General features: G+C 36.6%; 25 protein-coding genes, 1 tRNA gene and 1 other annotated feature. Of the genes, 12 read left to right on the forward strand and 14 right to left on the reverse strand.

Translation table 11 applies throughout. The features are described from left to right. Positions 1 to 233: 233 nt before the first annotated feature. The 3 genes from HNQ94_RS00830 to HNQ94_RS00840 all read left to right on the forward strand — a co-directional run bounded on the left by HNQ94_RS00830 (position 234) and on the right by HNQ94_RS00840 (position 2240). A complete protein-coding gene (locus HNQ94_RS00830; RefSeq protein ID WP_174496348.1) occupies positions 234 to 1172 on the forward strand; it encodes an alpha/beta hydrolase in 939 nt (312 codons plus the stop codon). A 26-nt stretch (positions 1173 to 1198) separates the two neighbouring features. After that, positions 1199 to 1690, forward strand: coding sequence for a DinB family protein (locus HNQ94_RS00835; protein ID WP_174496349.1), 492 nt, complete (start codon positions 1199 to 1201; stop codon positions 1688 to 1690). Between the two features lie 151 nt (positions 1691 to 1841). Further along, complete coding sequence (locus HNQ94_RS00840; RefSeq protein WP_246199999.1) at positions 1842 to 2240, forward strand: hypothetical protein; 399 nt, start codon at positions 1842 to 1844, stop codon at positions 2238 to 2240. A gap of 70 nt (positions 2241 to 2310) precedes the next feature. Here the strand turns inward: HNQ94_RS00840 and HNQ94_RS00845 are convergent, their stop codons facing one another. The 4 genes from HNQ94_RS00845 to HNQ94_RS00860 form a co-directional block, all read right to left on the reverse strand. Continuing rightward, positions 2311 to 2508, reverse strand: a complete 198-nt coding sequence (locus HNQ94_RS00845) for a DUF6199 family natural product biosynthesis protein (protein WP_174496351.1) — start codon at positions 2506 to 2508, stop codon at positions 2311 to 2313. 68 nt (positions 2509 to 2576) lie between these two features. After that, positions 2577 to 3506 carry a polysaccharide deacetylase family protein gene (locus tag HNQ94_RS19695; protein ID WP_174496352.1) on the reverse strand — a complete coding sequence of 310 codons (930 nt, stop codon included), beginning with the start codon at positions 3504 to 3506 and terminating at the stop codon, positions 2577 to 2579. A gap of 13 nt (positions 3507 to 3519) precedes the next feature. Beyond that, positions 3520 to 4893 carry a glycosyltransferase family 2 protein gene (locus HNQ94_RS00855; protein WP_174496353.1) on the reverse strand — a complete coding sequence of 458 codons (1374 nt, stop codon included), beginning with the start codon at positions 4891 to 4893 and terminating at the stop codon, positions 3520 to 3522. After that, positions 4893 to 5804 carry a glycoside hydrolase family 16 protein gene (locus HNQ94_RS00860; protein WP_246200000.1) on the reverse strand — a complete coding sequence of 304 codons (912 nt, stop codon included), beginning with the start codon at positions 5802 to 5804 and terminating at the stop codon, positions 4893 to 4895. Before HNQ94_RS00860 ends, HNQ94_RS00855 begins: the two co-directional genes overlap by 1 nt. A 233-nt stretch (positions 5805 to 6037) precedes the next feature. On the opposite strand from HNQ94_RS00860, the gene HNQ94_RS00865 reads away from it, so the two are divergent. Then, entirely contained in the window at positions 6038 to 6853 is an 816-nt protein-coding gene (locus tag HNQ94_RS00865) for a histidinol-phosphatase HisJ family protein (RefSeq protein ID WP_174496354.1), read from the forward strand. 470 nt (positions 6854 to 7323) lie between these two features. Here the strand turns inward: HNQ94_RS00865 and HNQ94_RS00870 are convergent, their stop codons facing one another. After that, positions 7324 to 8529, reverse strand: a complete 1206-nt coding sequence (locus HNQ94_RS00870; RefSeq protein WP_174496355.1) for an MFS transporter — start codon at positions 8527 to 8529, stop codon at positions 7324 to 7326. 172 nt (positions 8530 to 8701) lie between these two features. Between HNQ94_RS00870 and HNQ94_RS00875 the strand changes: the two genes are divergently transcribed. From HNQ94_RS00875 to HNQ94_RS00885, 3 genes are all read left to right on the forward strand, one after another. Continuing rightward, a complete protein-coding gene (locus HNQ94_RS00875; protein ID WP_174496356.1) occupies positions 8702 to 9145 on the forward strand; it encodes an Lrp/AsnC family transcriptional regulator in 444 nt (147 codons plus the stop codon). Between the two features lie 68 nt (positions 9146 to 9213). Then, the gene (locus tag HNQ94_RS00880) at positions 9214 to 10002 is read left to right on the forward strand and encodes an alpha/beta fold hydrolase (RefSeq protein ID WP_174496357.1); all 789 of its coding nucleotides are present in this window, start codon (positions 9214 to 9216) and stop codon (positions 10000 to 10002) included. Between the two features lie 332 nt (positions 10003 to 10334). Then, positions 10335 to 11495: a PstS family phosphate ABC transporter substrate-binding protein gene (locus HNQ94_RS00885; protein ID WP_174496358.1), complete on the forward strand. Its 1161-nt coding sequence runs from the start codon at positions 10335 to 10337 to the stop codon at positions 11493 to 11495. A gap of 271 nt (positions 11496 to 11766) precedes the next feature. Here HNQ94_RS00885 and serA read toward each other — a convergent pair whose 3' ends face one another. After that, entirely contained in the window at positions 11767 to 13353 is a 1587-nt protein-coding gene (gene serA, locus HNQ94_RS00890) for a phosphoglycerate dehydrogenase (RefSeq protein ID WP_174496359.1), read from the reverse strand. Further along, a complete protein-coding gene (locus HNQ94_RS00895) occupies positions 13343 to 14512 on the reverse strand; it encodes a pyridoxal-phosphate-dependent aminotransferase family protein (RefSeq protein ID WP_174496360.1) in 1170 nt (389 codons plus the stop codon). Before HNQ94_RS00895 ends, serA begins: the two co-directional genes overlap by 11 nt. Positions 14513 to 14565: 53 nt before the next feature. Then, positions 14566 to 14795, reverse strand: a binding site (T-box leader). Between the two features lie 208 nt (positions 14796 to 15003). Between HNQ94_RS00895 and HNQ94_RS00900 the strand changes: the two genes are divergently transcribed. The 3 genes from HNQ94_RS00900 (at position 15004) to HNQ94_RS00910 (ending at position 17760) form a co-directional block, all read left to right on the forward strand. Continuing rightward, positions 15004 to 15486, forward strand: coding sequence for a sigma-70 family RNA polymerase sigma factor (locus HNQ94_RS00900; RefSeq protein WP_282960574.1), 483 nt, complete (start codon positions 15004 to 15006; stop codon positions 15484 to 15486). Beyond that, positions 15479 to 16627 carry an anti-sigma factor gene (locus HNQ94_RS00905; RefSeq protein WP_174496361.1) on the forward strand — a complete coding sequence of 383 codons (1149 nt, stop codon included), beginning with the start codon at positions 15479 to 15481 and terminating at the stop codon, positions 16625 to 16627. Before HNQ94_RS00900 ends, HNQ94_RS00905 begins: the two co-directional genes overlap by 8 nt. Positions 16628 to 16749: 122 nt before the next feature. Then, the gene (locus tag HNQ94_RS00910) at positions 16750 to 17760 is read left to right on the forward strand and encodes a DUF3231 family protein (RefSeq protein WP_174496362.1); all 1011 of its coding nucleotides are present in this window, start codon (positions 16750 to 16752) and stop codon (positions 17758 to 17760) included. An 84-nt stretch (positions 17761 to 17844) separates the two neighbouring features. Here the strand turns inward: HNQ94_RS00910 and HNQ94_RS00915 are convergent, their stop codons facing one another. The 7 genes from HNQ94_RS00915 to HNQ94_RS00945 all read right to left on the reverse strand — a co-directional run bounded on the left by HNQ94_RS00915 (position 17845) and on the right by HNQ94_RS00945 (position 22887). Continuing rightward, positions 17845 to 18519, reverse strand: coding sequence for a DUF1129 family protein (locus HNQ94_RS00915; RefSeq protein ID WP_221452458.1), 675 nt, complete (start codon positions 18517 to 18519; stop codon positions 17845 to 17847). After that, complete coding sequence (locus tag HNQ94_RS00920) at positions 18519 to 18848, reverse strand: PadR family transcriptional regulator (protein WP_174496474.1); 330 nt, start codon at positions 18846 to 18848, stop codon at positions 18519 to 18521. The genes HNQ94_RS00915 and HNQ94_RS00920 overlap by 1 nt, the downstream gene beginning before the upstream one ends. 176 nt (positions 18849 to 19024) lie before the next feature. Beyond that, positions 19025 to 19900: a metal ABC transporter permease gene (locus HNQ94_RS00925; RefSeq protein ID WP_174496364.1), complete on the reverse strand. Its 876-nt coding sequence runs from the start codon at positions 19898 to 19900 to the stop codon at positions 19025 to 19027. Beyond that, positions 19897 to 20763: a metal ABC transporter permease gene (locus HNQ94_RS00930; protein WP_174496365.1), complete on the reverse strand. Its 867-nt coding sequence runs from the start codon at positions 20761 to 20763 to the stop codon at positions 19897 to 19899. Before HNQ94_RS00930 ends, HNQ94_RS00925 begins: the two co-directional genes overlap by 4 nt. A 1-nt stretch (position 20764) precedes the next feature. Further along, the gene (locus HNQ94_RS00935; protein ID WP_174496366.1) at positions 20765 to 21517 is read right to left on the reverse strand and encodes a metal ABC transporter ATP-binding protein; all 753 of its coding nucleotides are present in this window, start codon (positions 21515 to 21517) and stop codon (positions 20765 to 20767) included. A gap of 12 nt (positions 21518 to 21529) precedes the next feature. Next, entirely contained in the window at positions 21530 to 22456 is a 927-nt protein-coding gene (locus HNQ94_RS00940; protein ID WP_174496367.1) for a metal ABC transporter solute-binding protein, Zn/Mn family, read from the reverse strand. A gap of 275 nt (positions 22457 to 22731) precedes the next feature. Then, positions 22732 to 22887: a DUF1540 domain-containing protein gene (locus HNQ94_RS00945; protein WP_174496368.1), complete on the reverse strand. Its 156-nt coding sequence runs from the start codon at positions 22885 to 22887 to the stop codon at positions 22732 to 22734. Positions 22888 to 23131: 244 nt separating this feature from the next. Here HNQ94_RS00945 and HNQ94_RS00950 point away from each other — a divergent pair. Both HNQ94_RS00950 and HNQ94_RS00955 read left to right on the forward strand, forming a co-directional pair. Further along, positions 23132 to 23205 (forward strand) — tRNA-Gly (locus HNQ94_RS00950). A 133-nt stretch (positions 23206 to 23338) separates the two neighbouring features. After that, positions 23339 to 25045, forward strand: a complete 1707-nt coding sequence (locus tag HNQ94_RS00955; protein ID WP_174496369.1) for an ABC-ATPase domain-containing protein — start codon at positions 23339 to 23341, stop codon at positions 25043 to 25045. Positions 25046 to 25080: the final 35 nt, after the last annotated feature.

The following is a 25080-nucleotide window of genomic DNA, read 5'->3' on the forward strand; positions in this document are numbered from 1 at the left end:
AACTCTTGATAATCTAAAGCCAACTATCGACTTTATGCGAGGAACTCTTGATAACGCACTCAGAACATTTAATATTTTAGCAGCAACTCATTAATAAATGTAATGTCACTAATAATAAAGAAGCTGTTCCAAATTTTTGGAACAGCTTTCTTCATTATTGTAGGTAAAAAGGAAAACCTTAACAATATGGAGAATTACATATGAAAGCGTTTTAGAGACAGGGAGTGTGGAAAATGGTTAAAGAAATTACATTTTCGTATACAGTAGACGATGGTGATAAAATTTTTGCGAGGAAGTGGATTGAAGAGGATCTTGAAACTCCGAAGGCCATTGTTCAAATTGCTCATGGTATGGCTGAGCATATAAAAAGATACGATGATTTTGCTGAGGAACTAGTAGCAAATCAGCTGTTTGTATTCGGGAATGATCACCGTGGACACGGAATGACAGGACAAACAAATAACAATTTAGGATTTCTTGCGGAAAAAGATGGTTTTGAAACAGTAGTAACAGATATGTATGCATTAACAAAACAAATCAAGGAGCAGTACCCAAATGTACCTATTATATTATTTGGTCACAGCATGGGATCCTTTTTATCAAGAAGGTACATACAAATGCACGGCGAGGAATTAGATGGGGTTATTTTATCAGGTACAAATGGGGATCCAGGATTTGCAGTGAAATTAGGTAAAATGATAGCCAAAAGAGAAGTCAAGAAAATTGGCGCCATAACGGCAAGCCCAACATTAAACAAATTAACAATTGGGTCCTATAACAAACGTTTCCAACCAGCTCGCACGGACGCAGATTGGCTGACGAGAGATCAAAATGAAGTAGATAAATATATAGACGACCCATTATGTGGTCGCATCATGTCCGCACAATTTTACTATGACTTGCTCGATGGAATAGAAACCATCAATAAAAAGGCTAATGTCGCATCTATTCCAAAGCATTTACCTGTATTTTTTATTGCAGGTGACCAAGATCCTGTTGGACAGTTCGGTAAAGGTGTGACGAAAACATATCAAGCATTCAAAAGTGCGGGAATAAAAGATGTTACCTGTAAACTATATCCTGGTGCTCGTCACGAAATACTAAACGAAACAAATCGAAAAGAAGTTTATGAGGACGTCTTAAACTGGCTTGATGAACATATAAAGAAATAAAAGAAAACGGTGAGGGAGAGGAAACTATGCAAGAAAATGAAAAAATTAGAGCGGAGTTATTGCAGTTAGTTGAAGATTTATCAGATGATGAGTTGAATGAACGGGTAGAAGAAAATAGCTGGACGATTATGCAAGTTTTGCAGCATTTACACTTGCTCGAAAAGGTTGTCGCAAAATCAATTTCTAAGTCTTTATTGACTGATCATGTAAATCCAACATCGGAAAAGCCCATACATTTAACAACTGACCGGAGAAAAAAGATAGATGCCCCTCCGTTTGTATCACCTACTGAGGAATATATTACGTTAGCTGAGATGAAAATTATGCTGGAGGAGTCTAGGAGCCAATTTATTCATGCACTTAGTGGCATTCCAGAAGAGCTATTAGAAAATAAATCGTTTCCTCATCCTGTTTTTAACGACCTTAGCATAAAACAGTGGATTCCGTTTATAGGATTGCATGAAAAAAGACATATGAAACAAATTGAGGAGTTAAAAGGGAAATTATCAAAAGTGTGACCAACATGAATGAAGGCACTGCTATTTAGCGGTGCCTCTTCTATTGTAGCTAACGGCAATCAGGAAAAAATTACACTAACTTTAATAATGTTCTCCCTTTTTACCAACCCTAGATTTGAACTATTTCATTCTGATGAAAGAAGTGATTGAAATGAAATATGTACATAAGGATTTCGATGAAGAGCTAAAGGCTAGGATTCAACAGATCGAATCGGCATTAAAAGAACTTAGTGAAATAATATTAAAAGAAAATAAATCCCGTTTTGCTGAGAAAAATGTAGATATCGATGCAGATTTTGAACAAGAAGGTAATGACCCTTTCCAACCTGGATATAGTTCTTCTATATCAGTAGGAATTGCTGATCGAGATGGAGAGCTTATTGATATACATATAGTTAGAATATGGGAATGCTATCGTTCACTTTTAGGCATACCAATATCCATTAACATTCCTGTAAGTAAAATTGTTGGTGAATTGCTCGATGAAACGCTCGTTGAAGTTAATGAAGAATTAAAGGAATATGTGGAGGAAGCATTAAGAGATTTGTAAATAATAGGAGAAATATTTAAAACAGAAGTAAAAGCTCAGCTCATGGAACGAAGCTTTTACTTCTGTTTCATTAAACCAATACGACAACCATCACACCAATTCCTGAAATGATAAACATAACCCCACCAAAACGCGTTGACCAATTATATAAGTCAGATGGTCCGCTTGCGTCATTTGTTTTCCAACTTTCTGTAATTAACCAAACTATGGAAGGTTTTATAACCATTATTAGCCCTATAACTAGTAAAAATATACTAAGTAAAATCATTACAGATACCCCTCTTAAATTTCCTGTTTTGAATAATACGTTTTAGCCTTTGATAGGTTTCATTTCTTTTACTTCATGTTAATTTTATGCTTAAAATCCTCCACTGTATCTTCAGGAAATACTTCTTTTCGAGGAATTTCATACATATTCATACCAGGCTTGGCGTCTTTATACTCGGTCGTAAAAGCCATCTTAAAACCTAGTTTTTGTAGTGATTGAATCGTTTGTTGATTGTATTCGCCAAATGGATAGGCAAAGGATAGATTGTTTTGATCGAGATTTACTAAACTGATAGATATGTCTTCCTCAATATCTTGTTGAGGTTTATAAACTAAATAAGCTTCTTCTTTTTCATTTTCTTTATGATAATTGTACGTGTGACTTTGGAAGGAAAATACATCACAGCTTTTTTCAATTTCATTAACACTTAAGTATTGATGTTTTTCGGGATTGTAGGACTGTTTCTTTTCTGTAATTGCTTCGGTAATGACAAAATTTAATGCTTTAAAACCGTGCTTCTTCAAAATTGGATATACTTCTACAACGTTATCTTTGTATCCATCATCAAAGGTTAATAGAATACTTTTTTTCGGTATATCTAACTTGCCTTCCATAAACAACAGAAATTCCTTCGGTGTTAATGTTGTATAGTGAGCATCTTTTAATGCTTGCATTTGTTTTTCAAAGGCAGATTTACGTATGATTGTCTTTTTTAATAATCCATTGTTATCGAGATGTTCTTCGGAAATGTGATTATCCTCAATAACACGATGATACATTAGTACTGATATTTGATCTGCTTTATCCTGACCATTTACGTGAAAATCCCGTACGTCCTCTGACCATCTTTGGCATGCAGAAATGTTTAATCTTTTATCTTTCGGAAAAAAATCGGGTGAGAACGCCTCCACAAAATCGTCGGCAAACAAATTGGCAACCGTAAAAAAGAGCAGAAGAAAGGATAGAACAAACATTATATTTATGAAAACTTTTTTCACTCATTTCCCTCCTTTATACTGCTTGATTATGTTCGTAAGTCTTATCATCCACGAAAGAGGAATTTGTCCCAATTCGTTTCGACACATACCAGGAATCTTTATTTTTAAAATAACCGACTGTGCCATTAATGACAAAAAGAATACCAAGTAATCGATAAGTAATGACTTCAAATGGGATGAAAAGGGCAATTTTTATATAGTTGGAAAGAGAGTAGGTAATACCATATCGATTACTTACAATAACTGTTGCGATGCTCTGGTAGCTAGATAAGAGGACAGTAATGGTGAATAAAGCAACAGCAATCATATAGTGATCTTGATTAAATAGGAACATGATCGGAATTAAAATAAGAAAAAACGCATTGATGGTTCCTAACAAAAGCGATTCTAGTAAAAAGAAAGTGGACACTCGAACACCTAGTTTTTTTATAAAAGATTTTTTATAGTAAAGTACACAATCTATGAATGCCTTTTGCCATCTAATTCGTTGGTTATAAAGATCTTTAAATGATTCAGGGCATTCGGTGTAGCATAAAGCATAAGGAACAAATATTAGTTTCATATGCTGATATTTTTTGGTTGTTTTAATGAGTTGGTGGAGTCTAAGCGTAATATCCATGTCCTCCCCGACCGTCTTGCGATAACCGTCTACAGCAAGTAAAGCTTCTTTTCTAAACGCACCAAAAGCGCCTGCTATAACGATAATTGACTTCATTTTTGTCTGTGTGAGCTTATGCAAATAAAAGGATGTCAAATACTGTAGAACCTGATATTTAATGATTCCTGACTTTTTGAAAGTTGGGGTAGGTTTTAAATAGTTTCCTTCGAAGCCTTGTCCGATTTGAACCATGCCCCCAGCAGCTAACACCCTTTCATCCTCAAAAGCACTGTTTAATGCTTGCAATGCTTTCGGATCTAGGACGCTGTCTGCATCTAGCGTAACGATGAACTTTTTGACACTGTATTCTGTTCCAGCATTAAGTGAATCTGCTTTTCCGCCATTGTGTTTATCAATCACGAATATTTTTGGAAATAGTTTAGAACGGTACACTTCATTTACTCGTTGATGAGGTATTTTAATAGCGGGTAATTTTCTTTTTGTAGGCTCAAGTTGGAGGTGAGAAGTAAGAAGTTCAAGTGTCTCATCAGTAGAGCCATCATTTACGAAAATAGCTTCATAGTTTTGATACTGTAAGTTAACCATGCCTTTTATGCAATCCAATATTATTTTCTGCTCATTAAAAGCAGGAATAATAATAGAAAATCCCTTTTCCTCTTCTAACTTTTCAAATCCTTTTCCGGGTTTAGCGAAAAGTAGAGGGAAAAATATATATAGTAACTGAAAAATAATAAAGATTGTAAACAAAACTAAAGTAAAAGCGAGCATTATATTTCCGCCCCATTCTGTTGATAAACTCGTACGTAATCAACTTCAAAATATTGAGGGAATGTTGTTGTTTCATCTGGAGTTCCTGGCCAATTTCCGCCTATCGCAGTATTGAGATATAAGTACATGTCCTCGGTCGGGATATAGGTAGTTGTTTCAAAGCGCTTCACACCATCGATAAACCAACTAACCTTTTCTGGTGTCCATTCGATTCCGAATGTATGGAAGCCGTCCGCAAAGTTTTCACCGATGTAGGATTGGGATACCGTACTTAATTCACCTTTTTCATCTAGCCAATGTAAAACCATCCAGCTTTCATTCGGCTTATGCCCAAGCATTTCCATAATATCTATTTCCGGGAGCCATCTATCATTCACATCTGGCATCATCCAAAATGCTGGGAAAATCCCTTGGCCTTTTGGTAGTTTGGCCCTCATTTCCACCTTTCCGTATAGAAAACTGAATTTTTCCTTTGAATGTATAGCGCCTGAAGTGTATTCTCGATCATCATACATTTCTTTTTTGCTAATTAATTTTAAAAAACCATCATCTACTGTCACATTTTCAGGTCGATAGAATTGTAGCTCGTTATTTTTTTCGGCAGCCCAATTCTCTTTTTGCCATTTACTTCGATGAAGCTGAACGCTATCAAATTCATCTGACCAAATTAGTACCCATTGTTTGTCTTGTTCGTTATAATAAGTAACTTCATTTAGTAGATTGGTAGAAGATAGAGATTTTTTCGTAAGGTTGTCTTCATTTATTGAGAGTGCGGTATCTTTCCTGGGCTCGTCCATTATCGAAACACTTTTACTAGATTTCCATGATCCTTCACTCAGTTGGATAATAAAAAGACCAGCAAAGAAGAGACTGATTATTCCGATCATCATAATAAAGGAAATTTTTTTCATATTTTCACATCCATGTTACTTATTGTTTCTTTATAAAGAACGTTTTATGCAAAAAAATTTGAAAGTTTAAAAGAAATATAGAGTTGTATAAAAGATATGAGGGCTTGGAGGTAATTATGAATGGATGAAAATATAAATTAATTGTGGTAAATAACAAGGAATTGAGCATAGAGTATGGAATAAATTTATATAACAGTTGTATAAAAATTCATAGTGGATACTGAGGTGATTTTTTGCTAACGGATTATCATGTACATATGATTGAGACAGGAGAATTTTCGGTAACGTATTTAAAGGAGTATTTGCGGGCTGCAAAGGAAAAAGGGATTGAAGAATTAGGCATTTCGGAACACGCCTATTTCTTTTGGGAAACGAAAGATATTATTTCAAATCCTTGGATTGATAACAGACGGGGACTACACTTTAAAGATTATTTTGCATTGTTTGAGGAAGCGGAAAAACATGATTTGAAAGTAAAAATGGGAATCGAAATGGACTATACGCCTGGAAAAGAAAAAGAAATGGAAGCCTTTATTAATCGCTATCCATTTGACTATGTTATTGGCTCTGTTCACTGGATTGGGGATTGGGGAATTGATCTTCAAATTTATCGGGATGAGTATGAAAAAAGGGATATTTACGAGGCATATGAACAATATTTTGATCAAATCGTTACGTTAGCAGAATCTAAATTATTTGATTTCGTTGGACATATCGACTTAATTAAAATATTTTCCTACAAACCTGATGACCAAAGCTTTGTGGAAAAGCAATATGATCGAGCGGTAGAAGCTTTGGCCAAATCAGGAACCTCTATTGAGATAAGTACAGCAGGACTACGAAAGCCTGTTGGAGAAATGTATCCAGATCCGGTTTTACTTCAAAAGTGCTATGATGCTGGCGTGGGAATTGTATTATGCTCAGATGCTCATGCACCAAAGCACATTGGTTATGCGTATGATCAATCACTAGCATTTGCGAAATCTGTAGGCTATAAAGAAATTCAAACCTTTACAAAACGGGAAAGAAAAGCACTGCCAATAGGCTAGTAGAAAAAGCATGTGGGTAAAGTTAAACGGACCAAGTTGCATATGACTAAACATAGAAAAATGGCGTGGAAATTGTCCACGCCATTTTTCTATTGTGACAGTTTGTTATTAATTTATCGACAGACTGATTTTCGATGGTTTTAATACCTTAGTAGACCTATATTTTAGATAACTGTGAAAGAATATAGTAAAAGCAAATGAGAAGGTTGCTTAATATATAACTGATTAATTAAAGGTAAGTTTTTATTATGTACTAATATTTCAATGGCTAGTGATAGATAAGGAAATGATAGACTTTCTTCTGAATATGTAGAATCTCTGTTTGTGAATGACCGATGGATAATGCAGAATGGCAAGAAAAAGGTGCAGAATTATTCTCTGCACCTTTTTCAAGAAGAAATGAGTTAATATCTTAAAAATGACATCCACTATAGTTAAGAAAGATGCTCTATTATAGTAAAAAAGGATAATTATGCCAAACTCCCACGTCTAATTTTTATGCGAAGTTGGCTAATGGCAAATATCACTCCACCTAGACCAGTGACTAGACCACATATAATACCGATGAGATGAAATCCGAAAGTATGATAGAAAATACCCATTGTGAACGAACCACACGCAACAGCAAGGTTTGTGGCGAGACTGTATAAAGACATAATTCTACCTCTTAATTCAGAGGATTGGTCAGTTAATAAAGAACTTATGCTCGTCAAGACAATACTTTGTAACGCTCCCCATATCACGAATAGAATGCAAAGAAGCAGCAGTGATAACTTTATAGTTCCAATTACAACAAGTATTAAGCATAAGCTAAACATCGCGGAAGTTAACGAAACTTTTTTACCAAAACGATCAACGATGAGACCAGTTAGTGGGCTTAGGGCAATTCCAAAACCATAAAATAAGATGATGCCTCCAGACTCACTAATATTGACTTCATAGGATTTTTGTATGTAGGTTCCTATAAACGTATAGATTCCATAAAAGCCAAACATATTACAAAAGGTAGTGAAGATTAGAATGCCAACTTGTTTTTCTTTTAGTGCTAGTAATAAATGTTTAAAGAACCCTTCTATCTGTATTATAGCCTGCTGTTCTTTTAATTTTGTTTTTACAGACGAAAACGTAAGGAAAGAAACAGCAACACTTATAATACCTATTAATATAAATATCCACCTCCAATGCAAAACCTCCCCAATAAAGGCTCCGAGTGGAATTCCAACAATTAAGGCGAGTGACCATCCTGACAAAACAATTCCCATAACTCTTCCACGGTATTGATAGGGAACATGATCTCCAACATAGGCATAAGCTGATGGAATATAAATACCAGCAAAAAGACCAGACAAAAACCTCGTAACTAATAGAAACATTATGGTGGGAGAAGAAGCGCATAGAAGAGTAGTAATAGCAAAACCAAGTAAACTAAGCCCCATTAAACGTCCCCGAGGTATTCGATCAATGTAAGGAGCAATAAAGGGTACAACTAAGCCAATAGATAGTCCGTATAAACTAACGGATAGAGAGGCAAGTGAAAAAGTTGTCTTAAAGTCGTGAACTAATTCTGGCAACAAAGGGGACAGGATTAATTCATCAGAGCCCACTAAAAAGATTCCAGAGATTAGTAAGAAGGTAATGTAATAAGGGAATTTTTCTTTTTTGTGTTTTGGACTCAAAATCCAACACCGACTTTCATTTAGTATTTTCTTTATTATAGCTAATGAGATTAACTAATGTTATGATTTTATTGAATGACATTAATATTCCGAATGGTGTTCGGATATTTATTGATTGAAGATATAAAGGTGAGGCATTTCGCTGAATTTTTTTAAGAAGGTAGGAGTAAAAATGGATCAGGTTGATAGAAAATTACTTAGTTTGTTAAAAAATGATGCAAAAATTAAATATGCAGAACTTGGACAAGAGGTTCACTTGTCCGCTCCAGCTGTACATGAAAGAATAAAGAAACTAGAAAAGAATGAAATTGTTCAAGGCTACACGATTGTAACGAATCCAAAGAAATTAGGATTACCACTATGTGCCTTCATTAGTGTTACTTTATCGAACATTACACTTTGTAAAGATGCGGTCCTACATATTGAAAAAATGAAAGAAGTAGAAGAATGCTTTAGCACGGCAGGAGAGGAAAGTCTTTTCTTAAAAATAAGAACAAGAGATACTGATGCATTAGAACAACTATTAGTAAGGTTAAGAAGCATTAAAGGAGTAGAAAAGACGTTAACTCGAATTGTGCTCACTACACATTTTGAAAGAACTGCACTAGGGGAGTGAGTAACATCGTCAATCTTTTTTTATTAAAATAAAAACTCTTTATATTTATCAAAGATGGAGGGGCTCAAATGAAAAGAGGTTATTTTAAATCAAATAATTTATGTTTGTCTTACATTGATTATAGTAAAGGTGAAAGTGAAAAGATTTTACTTGCATTACATGGTCATTTTGGGAATGCTAGAATGTTCTCTAGTCTGGCATCCTCTTTAGATGATTGGAAGGTTTTTGCGTTAGATCAGAGGGGGCATGGCTGGAGTGAGCATCCAGTCAATCGGGATTACTCTCGTGAAACATACATCGAAGATATCAAACACTTTATAACCACTGTATTAAATAATAAATCGGTCGTTTTACTAGGGCATTCGTTAGGTGGAGCAAATGCCTATCAATTTGCATCGAAATATCCGGAACTTGTAAAAGCCATGATTATTGAAGATATTGGGGCGGAGATTGAAGGGGACGCATCCTATGCCACTCTATTTCCTCATAGAGTAGCTTCCTTAAAAGAGCTTAAAGATGTGGTCGAGAGTAGATGGAAAGGAAGCTTTCGATACTTTGGTGAAAGTGCCTTTGAAGATGAGCATGGGTGGGGATTTAGATTTGATTCAAAAGGGATGATGGTTTCACAACAAAATTTGAACGGTAGTTGGTGGAGTGATTGGACAAACACAGATTGTCCAACACTACTAATACATGGTACAAATAGCGATGTGGTTAACCTTAGTCAAGTCAAAAAAATGAAACAAGCAAGAAAAAATACTACAATAAAAGCTTTTGAAGGGTGTGGACATACTATCCATGATGATGATCCCCTTGGTTTCAATAATACTGTAAAAAACTTTCTTGAATCACTTTAATCTATTAAAACTTTTGCTGCACAGTACAACGATATTGTGTATTAAACAACATCTATTTGTACAAATTTTATCAAAATCTACTTATAGTAAAGAGAGCTTGAATTAAAAAGACTTTTTAAATTAAAGGTGTCCTAAACTCAATCAAAAAGGGAAATGGTGTGCAAAATCTGCTGTCAGTTGCACGCCATTTTTTAATACTATTTAATGATATGTACTCGAAACGGTACGATTTAGATAAATGTCCCCACATGCTTTTTCTATTATTTTACAGATTTTCACGGTTCAGTTTGATAAGATAAAGAAAAAGAATGGATTTATCAGGGGGATTAATCATGAATTTTGGAGCGAAACTAGCACTTTTTATTGCAGCTTGTGTACCAATTCTTTTTCTTGGCTTTATCGGTGTTATAATTACAGGTTTTTCCGGTTTGATTAAGTTTTATCTTCCATTAGTTATTGTTATAACAGTAGGTGTACTCTTTTTCGTTTGTAATGGGATATTTAAATTTTTAAAGCCCAAAGCTTTAAAGGTTACCTTTATTGGTTTTTTTTCTTTATGTATAGTGGCGATTATTGTGCATGAATCTATTAATGTATATGTAAATAGTTTAGGTTCGTTAGAGGATGCGGAGGTTGATTTAACAGAATACGAGCCATTTGGTGACGAGTCAAAGGTCGTATCATTAGATGAGGAATCGACTTTAAAGCTTGAAGATAACCTACCGAGGTTAGATGGCGCAACAGCTCTTTACCCGGTTTACTCTGCTTTCGCGCAAGCCACTTATCCGGAAGGCATTTACAATGTGTACAAAGGAAAAGTTATCGCTACGAAAACTCCTCATGCTTATGAGAATTTAATTAACGGCGATGTCGACATGATCTTTGTTGCTGGACCCTCTGAAAGACAATTACGATATGCAGAGCAAAAAGGTGTCGAACTGAAATTAACTCCTATCGGTAGGGAAGCATTTGTGTTTTTTGTGAATGCTAAAAATCCAGTTGATTCGTTAACTGTAGACCAAATCAAAGATATTTATTCTGGGAAAATTACCAATTGGTCAGATGTAGGTGGAAAGAATGATAGAATAAGAGCTTTTCAACGCCCTGAAGATAGTGGAAGCCAAACAGCTCTCCAAAACTTTATGGGAACTACACCAATCATGGATCCTCCTAAGGAAGACGTAGCTTCAGGAATGGGTGGCATTATTGAACAAACGGCCAATTACACAAACTACAAAAATGCTATTGGCTATTCCTTCCGCTACTTTTCAATGGATATGGTGCGAAATGATAAGATTAAACACGTAGCCATAAACGGGATATATCCAACGAAGGAAACGATTCGAAACGGAGAATATCCAATAGCCGATCAGTTTTATGTTGTAACGGCTGGAACGGATAATCCGAATGTGGACAGGTTTATTGAATGGATTTTGTCTGAGCAGGGGCAGTCTTTAGTTGAAAAGACAGGTTATGTGCCTGTTTCGGAGTGAGAAGATTGTGTGGGAGGCTTATTTTGCTGAATAGGCAGTGGAAATCGGAGTGAAGGTGGAGTTTTTCAGGGAGTTTCGGCTTGAATTGTTGACTTTAGCGTCATATTTCTTGACTGAAGGCACAGAATTAAAGGTTCACTTATGATTATTCTTTACTCAATGCAGACTATTCTTAACTTAGCCCAAATAATTGCAGGTTCAGTCCATTTATTTGCAGCTTCGACCATAAAAATGCACACGCAGCGATTTTGCTGGTGTGCATTTTTACATATTATAAATCGATCGTCATTAGATCATGGATATCATGAACTTCTTTAAGCTGCTTCAAAACCTTTTCTTCAATTTGGCGGTCAACGGTCAGCATCATAATCGCATCTCCGCCGATGTCCGATCTTCCTACTTGCATCGTTGCAATGTTGACGTCGAACTGGGCTAATAGGGTACCAACTCGACCGATTGCTCCTGGTTGGTCCTTATGTCGAACGAGGACAAGGTGACCAGTTGGGACAACGTCGACACTGTATGCATCAACCTTTACAATACGAGTGCCAAGTCCGTTTAAAAGTGTACCTGAGACTCTAGAAGAACCTGATTTTGTCTTCACTTCCACGGTTAAAAGGTTAGTGAATCCTTTGCTAGAAGTAGTTTTTTGCTCGTTGATTGTAATGCCTTTTTTATTGGCAAAATACGTTGCGTTTACATCATTTACGTGATCACCTAGATAACGTTTCAGTAATCCTTTTACGGTATTTCGTGTTAGGGGTGAAACGTCTAGTTTTGTTAAATCTCCTGAGTAAAAAATACTCACTTCCTCAATGACCTCTTTCGTCGTATGAGCGATAAATGTACCGAGCTTTTCTGATAAGTTAAAGTATGGCTCGATTCGCTTCATTACTTCTGCTGGTAGGGAAGGTAGGTTTACCGGATTTTTTGCTACTCCACCGTTTAATATATTGATGACATCATGGCTTACATCAATTGCTACATTTTCCTGTGCTTCAACGGTGCTTGCTCCAAGGTGAGGGGTTGCAATTACTTCTGGTAGCTCGATTAGTTTAAAGTTTTTAATTGGTTCCTCTTCAAAAACATCCAGTGCAGCACCTGCTACTTTTTTCTGCACAATCGCGTCATAGAGTGCTTCTTCATCAATGATACCGCCACGAGCACAGTTAATAATCTGTACACCGGTTTTCATTTTAGCGAAGGCTTCTTTATTAATTAAATGCTTCGTTTGTTTTAAAAGAGGAGTATGAACCGTAATAAAGTCGGCTTTTTCCAAAACTTCATCTAATGTTGCGTACTGAATACCCATTTTTTCTGCTTTCTCTTCTGTTAAATAAGGATCAAACGCAATGACGTTTAAACGTTGACCTTTTGCGCGATAAGCAACTTCTGCACCAATTCTACCTAAGCCGATAATGCCGAACGTTTTTCCTTTAAGCTCCACCCCAACATAGGATTTGCGGTCCCAGCGATGCTGTTTTATGGCGTAATGTGCTTGCGGTATATTACGTGCTAGAGACATTAACATGGCAATCGTGTGCTCGGCAGCTGAATTCGTATTCCCATCAGGAGCGTTAACAACGATGACCCCGTGCTCTGTGGCGGCATCTAAATCTATATTGTCGACACCTACACCAGCACGACCGACTACTTTTAAACGGGTTCCTTTTTCCAACACTTCTTTTGTTACTTGCGTTTGGCTGCGGACGAGTAATGCATCATATTGGTCGATACAATCTAGAAGCTCTTCAGGAGTCAGCTTCGTTTCAACTGTAATAGAGACATTTTCTGCATCGCGTAAAGGTTTAATACCTTCTTCGCTTAATGGATCACTGATTAAAATATTAAAGGTCATTTGTTTCCACCTCTCTATCCAAGTAAACTGCTTGAGCTGCAGCTACTCCTTTTCCAAGATCTATTTTCTTGCCAACAAGAATTAATCCTAATTCAATTAAGCTAATATATTGGAAAACATCCGCTGGAGAGCAGTAGCCCATGTGGCCGATTCGAAATATTTTTCCTTTTAAATGCTGTTGTCCACCTGCTAGTGTTAAACCAAACTTCTTTTTTACGACTTTTCGAAATTGCTCTGGATCAAAATCAGTCGGTTGAACAGCCGTTACCGTTGGTGAAGCGGCTTGATCAGATGTTAATAGTGGTAAATCAAGGGCTTTACAAGCAGCTCTCGTCATTTCCATCATGAGTTGATGGCGTTCATACACTTGTTCTAACCCTTCCTCGTTGAACAATTCTAAAACTTGCTCCAACCCGTACAATAAGGAAACAGCTGGTGTATATGGTGTGGAGCTATTATCTAAATTTTTCTTATAGGCTTTTAAATCTAAATAGAAGCGGGGTTGGCTATTAGAATCAATTACGTCCCAAGCACGCTTACTAGCGGAAACAAAGGTTAAGCCAGCCGGTAGCATAAAGGCTTTTTGAGAACCTGTTACGAGTACGTCAATTCCCCATTCGTCCATTTTTGTTTCAACACCTGCTACACAAGATACCCCATCCACAATAAATAGCGCATTAGAGGATTGGTGAACCACCTCTGCTATTTCTTTTACTGGATTAAGGACAGCTGTCGAAGTTTCACAGTACGTTGCAAAAACAGCTTTAATAGATGGGTGCTGTTCCAAGTAATTTTTCACTTCTTTTACATCGACTGCTTCTCCGTAGGTTACTTCTAAACGATGCGTTTTTCGTTCAAACGCATCACATATTTTGGCAAATCGATCACCGAAAGCTCCTGTAACAATAACGAGTACTTCGTCACCGGGCTGGGTTGCGTTCACAACAGCCGTTTCTAATCCGGCTGTTCCACTTCCTGCAATAATAAATACATCTTGTTTCGTTCCAAATACAGCTTGAAGGCCAGGTTGAAGCTTTTGAATAAGATCTTTACATTCTTGCCCTCTGTGACCAATCATCGGTTGAATCATTGCGCGCTCTACACTAGGAGGTATTGGTGTTGGTCCAGGAATTCGTAATAACTGTTGGTCGACTAACATGAAAAATTCTCCTTTCTTTTTTAAGCAAATAAAAAAACTTTCCATCCCTTGGTATAAGGGGCGAAAAGTTTGTATTCACGCGGTACCACCCTTTTTCGCTACTCATCATATGAGCAGCCTTCATTGGTCCCATGCATAACGGGCATGCTTCCGAACAGATCTACTAAAAAATTCAATCTGCCTACTCCGAAGTGCTATCGATTGCGCCGAACACTGGTTTCCACCAACCACCAGCTCTCTGTCGTTCTAAACACAAAAGACTTATCTTCTTCACCGTATTTAAGTGTTAAAGTGTTGTAATTTTTATCTATCATAACAGACTCAAAACAATTGTCAATGTTTTTAGAAAACTTTTTCTGAAATGTGCTAATGTATCCGTTTTCAATAATCTTTTGAAAAAATATTGAAAAAAAACTGTAACAATTCGCAATAGTTGTACGTAGTTAGGGTGAGGGGAAGGGGGAGCGAAAGTCATTAAAAAGATAGATCACATATATGAAGCATATGTAAAAGACGTACATCGTTATTTGCTCTCTCTGAGTCGGGACCCTTATTTAGCAGAGGATTTAGTACAAGAGACTTTTTTTCGGGCTTATTTATATATGGAGCAATTAAATGAGGAAAAGGTGAAGATGTGGCTATTTCGTGTAGCTTATCACGCATTTATTGATCATAAACGAAAACAGAAAAGAAGTGTCATTAAGGATAATGACTTTTTTGCACAGCTAAAAGAGGAACAATCAACAGAGGCTCAAGCCGTGTTAAATGACCAAATAAGGGAGCTAAAGGTCTGGATAGATAAACTTCCAGAAAAACAAAAGAATGCTGTTTTATTAGTTGATTTTCATGATTTATCGTATAGTGATGCCTCAGCCATTATGGAAGTGTCTGTTGCACACGTTAAAATTCTTTTGTTTAGGGGAAGGCAATTTTTACGTCAACAAAAGGTAGAGAGGGTGGAATCCGATGAGTGAAGACTTTAAAGAAAAACTGAAAAAATATGCTGAAGGAACATTATCTGAAGAAGAACAGATAGAAATAGAGAAAGAACTAGAAAAAATGGAATTATATCATTCGTTCATGGATGAGCAACTTGGTGAAGATAAATACGATTCTGATTCTATTGATATGCAGAAAAAAGTAGTTCGAAAAGGGAAATGGAGAGCGAGATTCCATAATGCTTTTACCGTAATTGGCATTCTTTTTCTCCTGGGGTTTATTAGTACGCTTGCTACGAATGTTTATTATTCTTTAGGGGAACCGAGCCGCTCTGAAGTATTTCGGGATGTTATTCAATCCACCATCGCTGTTACGGAACCAAACTTGCAAATAAGAGGTAGTAGTACTTCAATCAATTGGTTAAATATGGATTACACAGGAAATCTGGAAAAGAAAATTGGTGGTAGCTATGAAAAGTTTGGGGATTTTGAAATGGACTTTTTGTTTGGTTTGCCTTCTATTCCCGATGTAGAGCTTGAAAAGGAAGAAACCCCTAACTTTTTCTATCCACCTTATGCTGAACAATTTAATGATGACGCAGAGTGGGCAATACTAGAAAATATACCTGAAGGAACGGTGGCAGAAGCTTTTGTTTCTTTAAATAAGCTTTATCCAACTGCTGAAGCGTTAAAGCTTTTTGAAAATAAAAATGTTGATGCTGTTTGGTTTGCTGTTGATACTGGTGTAGAAGGGGAGCAAGAGCATGGTTTCGGTCCAACTGATCCAATTGGTTTTCCGGAATACCCTATCTGGCATCCACAGGATTTAAAAATCACCTCACGTACAAAAGATAAGGCCGGTCTATTTGAATCCGTTGAAACAAGAAGCGGCTCCTACCCAACAATCGAAGAGTTCGGAAGTGCGGAAATAAGAGATGAAAACTTTCTTGTTACGTTAGAACTAATAGCGCAATATGAATCGATTTCAAATATGGTGTACCGATTTTCTCCACTAAATTTAGAGTCAAGAATAAAATATATACAAGAAAATGGTGTTCACGTTTATGGAATTGTTGTAACAGGCCCATCGAAAGAACTATTACACTTGCAGCAAGAAGAATGGGTAGAAACAATAACCATCGGGGAAGTTAGGCTTTGGAATTGGTATGATAAATAAACTCTAATACATGTACATGGATATATAAATTCACAAGGAAATAAAAGTATTATTTGAGTATATTAAAAAGTGAATAATTAGTCCCGTTTCAACAAATGGTAAGCAAAAAAGAGGAGTTTAATATGGATCATAATCCTGATTTAACTTCAAGTGAATTAGCTGCTATTTGGTCATCATATATGGGGGATAGTCTTAATGTTTGTGTCATGAAACACTTCCTTAAAACAGTAGCAGATGAGGAAATAAAAGAAGTCATTCAATTTTCAAAAAGTCTCTCTGAAAAACATCTAGATACTTTAAGGTCCATTTTTGAAAAGGAAAACATACCTATTCCCCAAGGGTATTCTGACTCTGATGTAAACGAGTTAGCCCCAAAGTTATTTTCAGATATATTTTATTTGCGATATTTACAAATGATGGGTAGAAATGGAGCTCAACTAAATGGAACGGTATTGGGCACAACGTATCGGGATGATATAAGGGAGTTTTATACAGGGACAACGAGTGAAAGTGTGCAGTTATATAACAAAGTTGTTGATTTAATGAAGGCTAAGGGGGTACTTATCCGGTCTCCTTATATTGCCTATAACAGCGAAAGAAAATTCGTTGATGATCCTACGTTTTTTGTTGGTCATTTTATGAAAAAAAAGAGACCTTTACTTGCAGTGGAAATAACACATCTTGCTAATAACATTGAAATGAATTATGTAGGTAGAACACTTGTTGACGGGTTTGCTCAAGTAGTTCATTCTAAAGAAATTAGGGAACACATGCAAGAAGGATATATTCTAGCTAATGAAATAATTAATACATTGGAAAAATTTCTTAAGATGGAACACATTTCAACACCTGTATCTCCTGACTCAAACTTATCCAATAGTACCGTAGCCCCTTTTTCAGAAAAATTGATGTTGGGAGTAAATACTATGTTATCTGCCATATCAATAGGAAGTTTAGGACTAGGGGTTGGAGCAAGTGTGAGAAGTGATTTGATTACGGAATATGCTCAGTTAATTGTTCGGGTCGGTAGATTTAGTGTTGATACCGGTAATATTGCTATTAAACATCGATGGCTAGAAAAACCTCCGCAATTAGTGGATAGAGAGAAACTCCAGAATACAGACAAAAAATAAAGATGACCTAGTTGAGCTAAGCAAAACGTGATGTTAAACCAAAGGGCTGGATAATAAGTAGTTTTATCCTGTTCCTTTGGTTTTTTAATAAACCTTTTTATTTATTCGTTCCATCCATTTGGAAAGCACGATCAATATAATCCCCACAATTAAAAAGATATATCCATTTATTGTAATAGCGTAACCAAATGTAGGGATAAAGCTCATGAGAACAAGACTTCCGGTCATAACTAGTGCAATGAGAAATCCTATAAGGAAATTTTTTGGTTTTGATGTTTTTTTATAAATGGAAGAACGAATCCAAAAGAAAAAGAGTAGTAAAGTAGCAAATAGCATAGTTATGGTAAATGCAGTAATAAGGAGACTAGAACCTAAATAAAACGAATTATCTATTTCCATAAATAAACCGAAAATAATGTCTACAGATCCTCTACCTATAGCCATCCAACCTAAAAGCTGTAAAAAAATAAAGCCAGTAAAAATAATGGCATTTTTCTTGGATTCCTTTGGTAAATGCTTTATCAGCTCATCACAATACCCTTTTGGATCGTTACCAAATACTTCTTTGGCACTTTTCCCTTGCAATTGGGCATAAAAAAGGTGATCTAACAGTTCGATTAATAGTTCTTCAGTTTTTTGTTCAGATAATGTTAGATGGGAACGAATGTATACGACTATGTCCGTATAGTACATTTCATTCTCTTCGGTTAGTTGTTCACGCTTTTCGTTATTCTGCTTTATTAATTCTTGTACATTCATCATTTAGACCTCCTTTGAATTATTTTCTCTACAGGAAATTGAATACTTTGCCATTCCGAATAAAATTCGTTCAAGGCAGTAATACCATTTTGAGTAAGCTTATAATATTTCCGTTTAGGGCCAGAGGGAGAGGGGCGCATTTCCCCTTCAATAAGTTTTTCTTTTTGAAGTCTGAGTAATATAGGATATATAGAACCCTCACTTACATCATTCAAACCAAATTGCTGGAGCTTAATAGATAATTTATAGCCATAAACAGCTTCCTGATCAATGATTGATAATATACAGCCTTCTAAGATTCCTTTAAGTAATTGGCTTCGCAAGGACAGATGGTGTCACCCCAATCTTTATCTTGTTATACAAGGTAATCATTCGAGAAAATGCTACCTTGTTAAACAAGATAGCTAACTTCATTTTAAAGTCATTGGAAAAAATGCAATAAAAATAAAAACTAGCCTGAGGCAATGACGACTCAGACTAGTAAAGTAAAGGGGATACCTTGCTATCAAGTTTTTAACATTTTATTTCTTAACTTTTTTGTAAGAAAACCATACTTAGGACTTAGAAACAAAGCAAAGAAAAACAGAACCCCAGTAGCACAAGCCATTGCTCCGGCTATGGAAACATTGAATAGTACGGCGGAAAAGTACCCTAGTACAGCAGACAATACCCCTATGAATCCACTTAGAAGTAACATGACAATAAATCGGTCCGTTAAGAGATACGCTGTTGCCCCTGGAACGATTAGCATCGCAACAACTAAAATTGCACCAACTGCATCAAAAGAAGCAACAGTTGAAAGGGAAACCATTCCCATTAGCAAGTAGTGAATAAACATGATTGGTATCCCGATTAAAGCAGCATATTGTGGGTCGAATGTTGTGAGTTTAATTTCCTTGTAGAACAACATGATCAAGGCTACATTGATAAATAAAACAGCTCCAAGTAACCATACGGCTTTTGGTCCCATATTCATCCCGTTTAATTCAAATGTTTCCCATGGGATAAAAGCAATTTCTCCCATTAATGCGTGTTGTACATCTAAGTGTACGGAATCACCGACAAAGGATATGAGGACGACACCTAATGCAAATAGCGAAGTGAAAACAACGCCGATTGCTGCATCTGATTGCACGCCTGAGGAATCTAGTAGCTGTACGAATAAAGCAGTTAATAAACCAACAACGGCAGCACCAATTAACATAGGTAAACCGTTTAATGATTGGGTTACAAAGAATGCACCAACAATCCCTAGTAAAACTGTGTGGCTAATTGCGTCGGCTAACATCGCCATCTTACGGAGTACTAATATGGCTCCTGTAATTCCACAGGTTATACCAACCAAACATCCTGTCAATAAAATCCAAGCACCATAGCTCATACAGTTGCCACCACCTTTTTCACCAAGCCTTTCTTACTTCCGAATATAAGAGAAAGTAAGAAAATAACAGAGGCACATAACACAATTACTGGTCCTGTTGGTAACCCCTCACCCAAAGTACTGATAAACGTACCGATTAATCCTGAAATGGCTCCGAAGATACCGGATAACATCGCCATTAAACCAAGTTGTTCTGTCCAGTACCTCGCAGCTAGTGGGGGAGTAATGAGTAATGCAGCAATTAATACTACACCTACCATTTGAATGCCAATAACCACAACGCCTACTACTAGAGCAAGTAAAACAGCATTAAAAAAAGTAACCGGAAGTCCTAGCCCTTTTGCATATAGAGGGTCGAAAATGCTTATCTTAAATTCTTTGAAAAATAGAGTGGAAAGAATAATAATGACTAGGGAACCAACGGCAATCATTTGTAGATCACTAGATACGAGTGCTGCTGCCTGCCCAAATATAAAATCATCTAAACCACTTTGATTTCCAGATAAGTTTTTAGAAATAAATGTTAGGAGCACGATTCCTAATGCAAAAAACACCGATAAAGTAATACCTATTGCTGCATCTGTTTTGATCCGTGAATGTTTGACGATAAATTGAATCGAATAGGTTGCTAGTAATCCTGTGATCGTTGCACCTATTAAAAATAATGGAATTGATTTTACTTGAAAAATCATATACACAAGACAGACACCAGGTAAGGTAGCATGAGCCATTGCATCGCTTATTAGGCTCTGCTTTTTTAATAGAACAAAACTACCAATTACACCACTTGCAAATCCCAACAAAATGGACCCAAATAAAACCCACTGGGCATTAGCTTTCGTGAATAGTTCAAATATCTCCAATTTACCCACGCTCCTGAATGACTTGCGCTGACTTTCCTATAAAGGAAATCGCTCCACCATAGGTTCGTTCCAAATTTTCCATTGTAAAAACTTGCTGGGTTGGCCCGTAAGATACTGGTGTTTTATTTAATAATAAGACGTGGTCAAAATAATCCTCTACCGTTTGTAAATCATGATGGACAACGAGCACGGTTTTGCCTTCGTATTTCCATTGCTGCATGAGGTTCATAATTGCTTTCTCTGTTGCGGCATCTACACCAGCAAATGGTTCATCCATAAAATAAATTTGTGCATCTTGGACGAGGGCACGAGCTAGAAATACGCGTTGCTGTTGCCCCCCAGATAATTGGCTAATTTGACGGTTCGCATAATCTTCCATACCCACTTTTTTAAGTGCTTCCTTTGCTAAAGAAATCTCTTTTTTCTTTGGGCGTCTAAACAACCCAATGTGCCCGTATCTCCCCATTAAAACAATATCTAAAGCGTTTGTTGGAAAATCCCAATCTACCTCACTACGTTGCGGTACATAACCAATTAAATTACGTTGTTCTTTATAAGGTTTTCCGTACACTTTAATATCACCAGTTAATCGTGGGATTAAATGCAAGACGGATTTTAATAAGGTCGATTTTCCGGCACCATTTGGACCAATAATTCCTGTTAGTGATCCCTCGGGAATTTCAAACCCGACTCTTTGCAGAACCGGGCTTTTATCATATGTGACAGAGAGATTATCTACCGTTAAAGCGTTCATGATAACTCCTCCTTATTTTAATGAACTTACAATCGTATCGATGTTGTGTTTAAACATTCCAATATACGTCCCTTCCTCTGTATCTTTTGGACCCATTGCATCGGAAAATAATTCACCACCTATGGAAACTTCATGGTTCTGTTCTTTAGCTCCTTCAATAACAGAATTAATCGAACGTTCGGACACACTGCTTTCCACGAATACAGCTTTAATATTTCGATTAACAAGAACATCTATAATTCGTTGTACATCATTGAGGCTAAACTCTGTTTCCGTACTTAAGCCTTGTAATCCCATAACGTCAAATCCAAATGCCTCTCCAAAATAACCAAATGCGTCGTGGGCTGTAACAAGCACTTTTGATTCGTTTGGAATTTGTTCGAATTGTTCCACAGCATAAGTTTTTAAATCATCCAACTCTTTCATATAATCTTCCGCGTTTTGGGTAAAATCTTTTTCGTTGTCAGGGTCAATTTCAATTAAGCCATCACGGACTGCCTCTACTGTATATTTCCATAGGTCAATATCAAACCACACGTGCGGGTCTGGTATATCTGGGTTTTCAGGGTCTGCAATTAATTCAGAATTTGGGACCGTTTCTGCTACTGCAATGGTAGGCTTAGATTTGCGCATTTCTGAAAACATTTCATTCATATTCCCTTCTAAATGATGACCATTATAAAAAATGATATCCGCCTCTTCCATCGCTTCAACATCACTGTGTGCTGCTTTGTATAAATGGGGATCTGTTCCTGGCCCCATTAAGCTTTTGACATCAACATGGTCACCACCAACATTACTGACAACATCCCCAATTTGGGCAATAGTTGTAACGACCTCCACTTTCCCATCTACATTTGCGTTTGCATCATCAGTAGAACAACCTGTAAAAATAAGTAATAAAACAGCACTCATAAACAAAACAACAAACTTCTTCATGTTCATCCTCTCCTTTACCTTTGTTAAAAATTTTTCCCTAGGTCAACTTTTAGGTTAAAAAAATTTGATTTTATTTCTAAAAGTTAAATTATGATGAAAGTGAAAATGTGTGCAATTAATTAAAAAAGTTTATATAAACTATAAAAGTTTACCTAATGCAAATTATATTCCTTGAGCTAAAAAAGTCAAGAAAAATATTCCATTTTTTATGTAAAGTTTTTTCCTCTATTAAAAAAGCCTGAGCACAGGGCTCAGGCTATCTTACAGCGAGGTCATTAAAATTCTGGCTCGAATGTCTTACAATCCGTTTCGGTGGAAGTAGATGCTTCTTTTCCTTTATGACTTACTACATAAATGGAATCAGCAGCACATTTGTTACCATTTGCCCAAAATTTACAGTTTTTCACTTCACATAAAACGTCTTGAGCCATGCTTTTCACCCCCTGTAGTTATAAGGTTTCCACGACCGAAGGATAAAATTCTCCAAATAAAAGAATATTTGTACACATGTATTTGTAGGTTTTGCATATAGATTAAATGGGACATAATAGTAACCATCGCGAGCACGATTCCTGTTCAAAAGCATAGGGTAATAAAAAAAATCCCTTTTAAGGTTGAACTGTTGTCCAAACGTTGTTATAATATCAACTATCACTTAAATATTCGACAACAAACGCGGGTGTAGTTAAATGGTATAACCTCAGCCTTCCAAGCTGATGTCGTGGGTTCGATTCCCATCACCCGCTCCAATTATGTTACCAACGCAGTGTTTCGTCTGGCTTGCCACGAAGCATTGCGTTTTTTAATGTTTTTTGCGAGACTTGAAAGTTTACACCTTACCATAGTATTCTTGGGAAAGAATATGGAAGAAGAGGTGTTTCGATGGAAAGACTTAAAGCGTCTTTACAGAAAATAGATGGAAAAGGATATAAGGCCTATAAATCAATCCAAGGTACTTATTCTTTCCAACAATTCAACATTTGCATTGATTATGTGCAAGGGGACCCTTTTGCTTCTCCTTCTAAAATCCGTATTATTATTCCAACAAAGGAATTTACTATAAAGTCTGAGTGGTTAGATAGCAAGCAACGAAAAATATATGCACAGGATACCATTACAAGATCTGTAGCAAATGCGATTAACAAGGTTAGTACTTTTGCGAAAGGATCTGGGAAAAGTGGTTTAATAGCGATTGACGCTCCTGGTCAAGAAATTTTAGAAAGAACAGCTGTAACGATAACGGAAGAAAGCACGACTATTTGCTTATCAATAGGCTTGCCTGCAAATGGGAGACGTATTAATGGGAAGGAAGCGGAAACGTTATTTTTCCGGATTATTCCAGACATTTTAACGGCGTCCATTTTTTCTATGAGGCAAGTAGAAATTGACGAATCGACCTATTTAGCTGACCAACATATCGAAATTCGGAAAGTTATGAAAAAGAATGATTGGATTGCTTTTATTGCAGATGGATCATTTTTACCTCGTGAAAGTGGTATTAGTAATAAACCCTTAACGCATGCCGTTCCATTTAAAAGTCCTGAAATGAATCGAGTATCTTTTTCTATTCCTCATCAATCGGAACAACTATCCGGTATGGCAATTAAAAAGGGAATAACCTTAATTGTCGGTGGAGGATATCATGGGAAAAGTACGCTATTAACGGCGATAGAACGTGGGGTTTACCATCATATTAAAGGGGATGGCCGTGAGTATGTGCTAACGGACCCTGCTGCGGTTAAGGTTAGAGCAGAGGATGGAAGAAGGGTTAGTAACGTAAATATTTCCCCTTTCATTAATGATCTGCCACATGGTCAGGCGACGCATCAGTTTAGTACGGAAAATGCTAGTGGAAGTACTTCTCAAGCAACGAATGTGATGGAAGCACTAGAGACTGGTGCTACTTCCATTCTTATTGATGAGGATACGAGTGCGACTAACTTTATGATTCGTGATAAGCGTATGCAAGAGCTGGTCGTAAAGGAAAAAGAACCGATTACACCTTTTATTGATAAAATTGCGCAGCTTCGCGATGATTTGGGCGTATCGACTATTTTAGTAATGGGTGGATCCGGAGACTATTTTGATGTTGCAGACGATGTTATTATGATGGATGAATATGTTCCATTTAACGTAACAGAAGATGCAAAAAGGATTGCAATGAAATACCCTAATCGTCGTGAAGAGGGAAAAAGTGCCTTTGGTAGTATAGCGAAAAGAAGTTTTCTTCCTGACAGCTTAAATAGCAAAAAAGGAAAAAAATCAAAAGTTCAAGAAAAAGGCCTTTCTACTATTCTGATGGGGAGAACTGAAATCGACTTACAGCAGGTTGAGCAGCTTGTGGATCGTTCCCAAACTAGGATGATCGCAGCTATATTATCTCATTTGGAGCATAAAGAATGGCTAAAAGAAAAGATGTCTTTATCCGAATTACTCGATAAAATAGAGCAACAAATGAATCAAGATGGATTAGCTTCCTTTACACCACGACCGAAAGAGCATCCAGGTGAGCTTGCGAGACCAAGACGATTTGAAATTGCTGCAACACTCAATCGATTACGTACGGCAAAAGTTCAAGCTATAAGATAATTGAGGACAGTCCCATTAGAAAGGAGGGGTTAAGG

The sequence above is a fragment of the Salirhabdus euzebyi genome (genome assembly GCF_014207435.1).
GTDB classification, from domain to species: Bacteria; Bacillota; Bacilli; order Bacillales; family Alkalibacillaceae; genus Salirhabdus; species Salirhabdus euzebyi.

What these genes read in the sequence shown, in the direction of transcription:
- HNQ94_RS00885 (WP_174496358.1), top strand. Translation starts at nt 10,335, where the DNA reads ATGAATTTTGGAGCGAAACTAGCACTTTTTATTGCAGCTTGTGTACCA.
- HNQ94_RS00855 (WP_174496353.1), bottom strand. Translation starts at nt 4,893, where the DNA reads ATGCTCGCTTTTACTTTAGTTTTGTTTACAATCTTTATTATTTTTCAG.
- HNQ94_RS00945 (WP_174496368.1), bottom strand. Translation starts at nt 22,887, where the DNA reads ATGGCTCAAGACGTTTTATGTGAAGTGAAAAACTGTAAATTTTGGGCA.
- HNQ94_RS00895 (WP_174496360.1), bottom strand. Translation starts at nt 14,512, where the DNA reads ATGTTAGTCGACCAACAGTTATTACGAATTCCTGGACCAACACCAATA.
- HNQ94_RS00935 (WP_174496366.1), bottom strand. Translation starts at nt 21,517, where the DNA reads ATGAACGCTTTAACGGTAGATAATCTCTCTGTCACATATGATAAAAGC.
- HNQ94_RS00835 (WP_174496349.1), top strand. Translation starts at nt 1,199, where the DNA reads ATGCAAGAAAATGAAAAAATTAGAGCGGAGTTATTGCAGTTAGTTGAA.
- HNQ94_RS00830 (WP_174496348.1), top strand. Translation starts at nt 234, where the DNA reads ATGGTTAAAGAAATTACATTTTCGTATACAGTAGACGATGGTGATAAA.
- HNQ94_RS00905 (WP_174496361.1), top strand. Translation starts at nt 15,479, where the DNA reads ATGAGTGAAGACTTTAAAGAAAAACTGAAAAAATATGCTGAAGGAACA.
- HNQ94_RS00860 (WP_246200000.1), bottom strand. Translation starts at nt 5,804, where the DNA reads ATGAAAAAAATTTCCTTTATTATGATGATCGGAATAATCAGTCTCTTC.
- HNQ94_RS00840 (WP_246199999.1), top strand. Translation starts at nt 1,842, where the DNA reads ATGAAATATGTACATAAGGATTTCGATGAAGAGCTAAAGGCTAGGATT.
- HNQ94_RS00915 (WP_221452458.1), bottom strand. Translation starts at nt 18,519, where the DNA reads ATGAATGTACAAGAATTAATAAAGCAGAATAACGAAAAGCGTGAACAA.
- HNQ94_RS00925 (WP_174496364.1), bottom strand. Translation starts at nt 19,900, where the DNA reads ATGAGCTATGGTGCTTGGATTTTATTGACAGGATGTTTGGTTGGTATA.
- HNQ94_RS00875 (WP_174496356.1), top strand. Translation starts at nt 8,702, where the DNA reads ATGGATCAGGTTGATAGAAAATTACTTAGTTTGTTAAAAAATGATGCA.
- HNQ94_RS00880 (WP_174496357.1), top strand. Translation starts at nt 9,214, where the DNA reads ATGAAAAGAGGTTATTTTAAATCAAATAATTTATGTTTGTCTTACATT.
- HNQ94_RS00910 (WP_174496362.1), top strand. Translation starts at nt 16,750, where the DNA reads ATGGATCATAATCCTGATTTAACTTCAAGTGAATTAGCTGCTATTTGG.
- HNQ94_RS00845 (WP_174496351.1), bottom strand. Translation starts at nt 2,508, where the DNA reads ATGATTTTACTTAGTATATTTTTACTAGTTATAGGGCTAATAATGGTT.
- HNQ94_RS00940 (WP_174496367.1), bottom strand. Translation starts at nt 22,456, where the DNA reads ATGAAGAAGTTTGTTGTTTTGTTTATGAGTGCTGTTTTATTACTTATT.
- serA (WP_174496359.1), bottom strand. Translation starts at nt 13,353, where the DNA reads ATGACCTTTAATATTTTAATCAGTGATCCATTAAGCGAAGAAGGTATT.
- HNQ94_RS00955 (WP_174496369.1), top strand. Translation starts at nt 23,339, where the DNA reads ATGGAAAGACTTAAAGCGTCTTTACAGAAAATAGATGGAAAAGGATAT.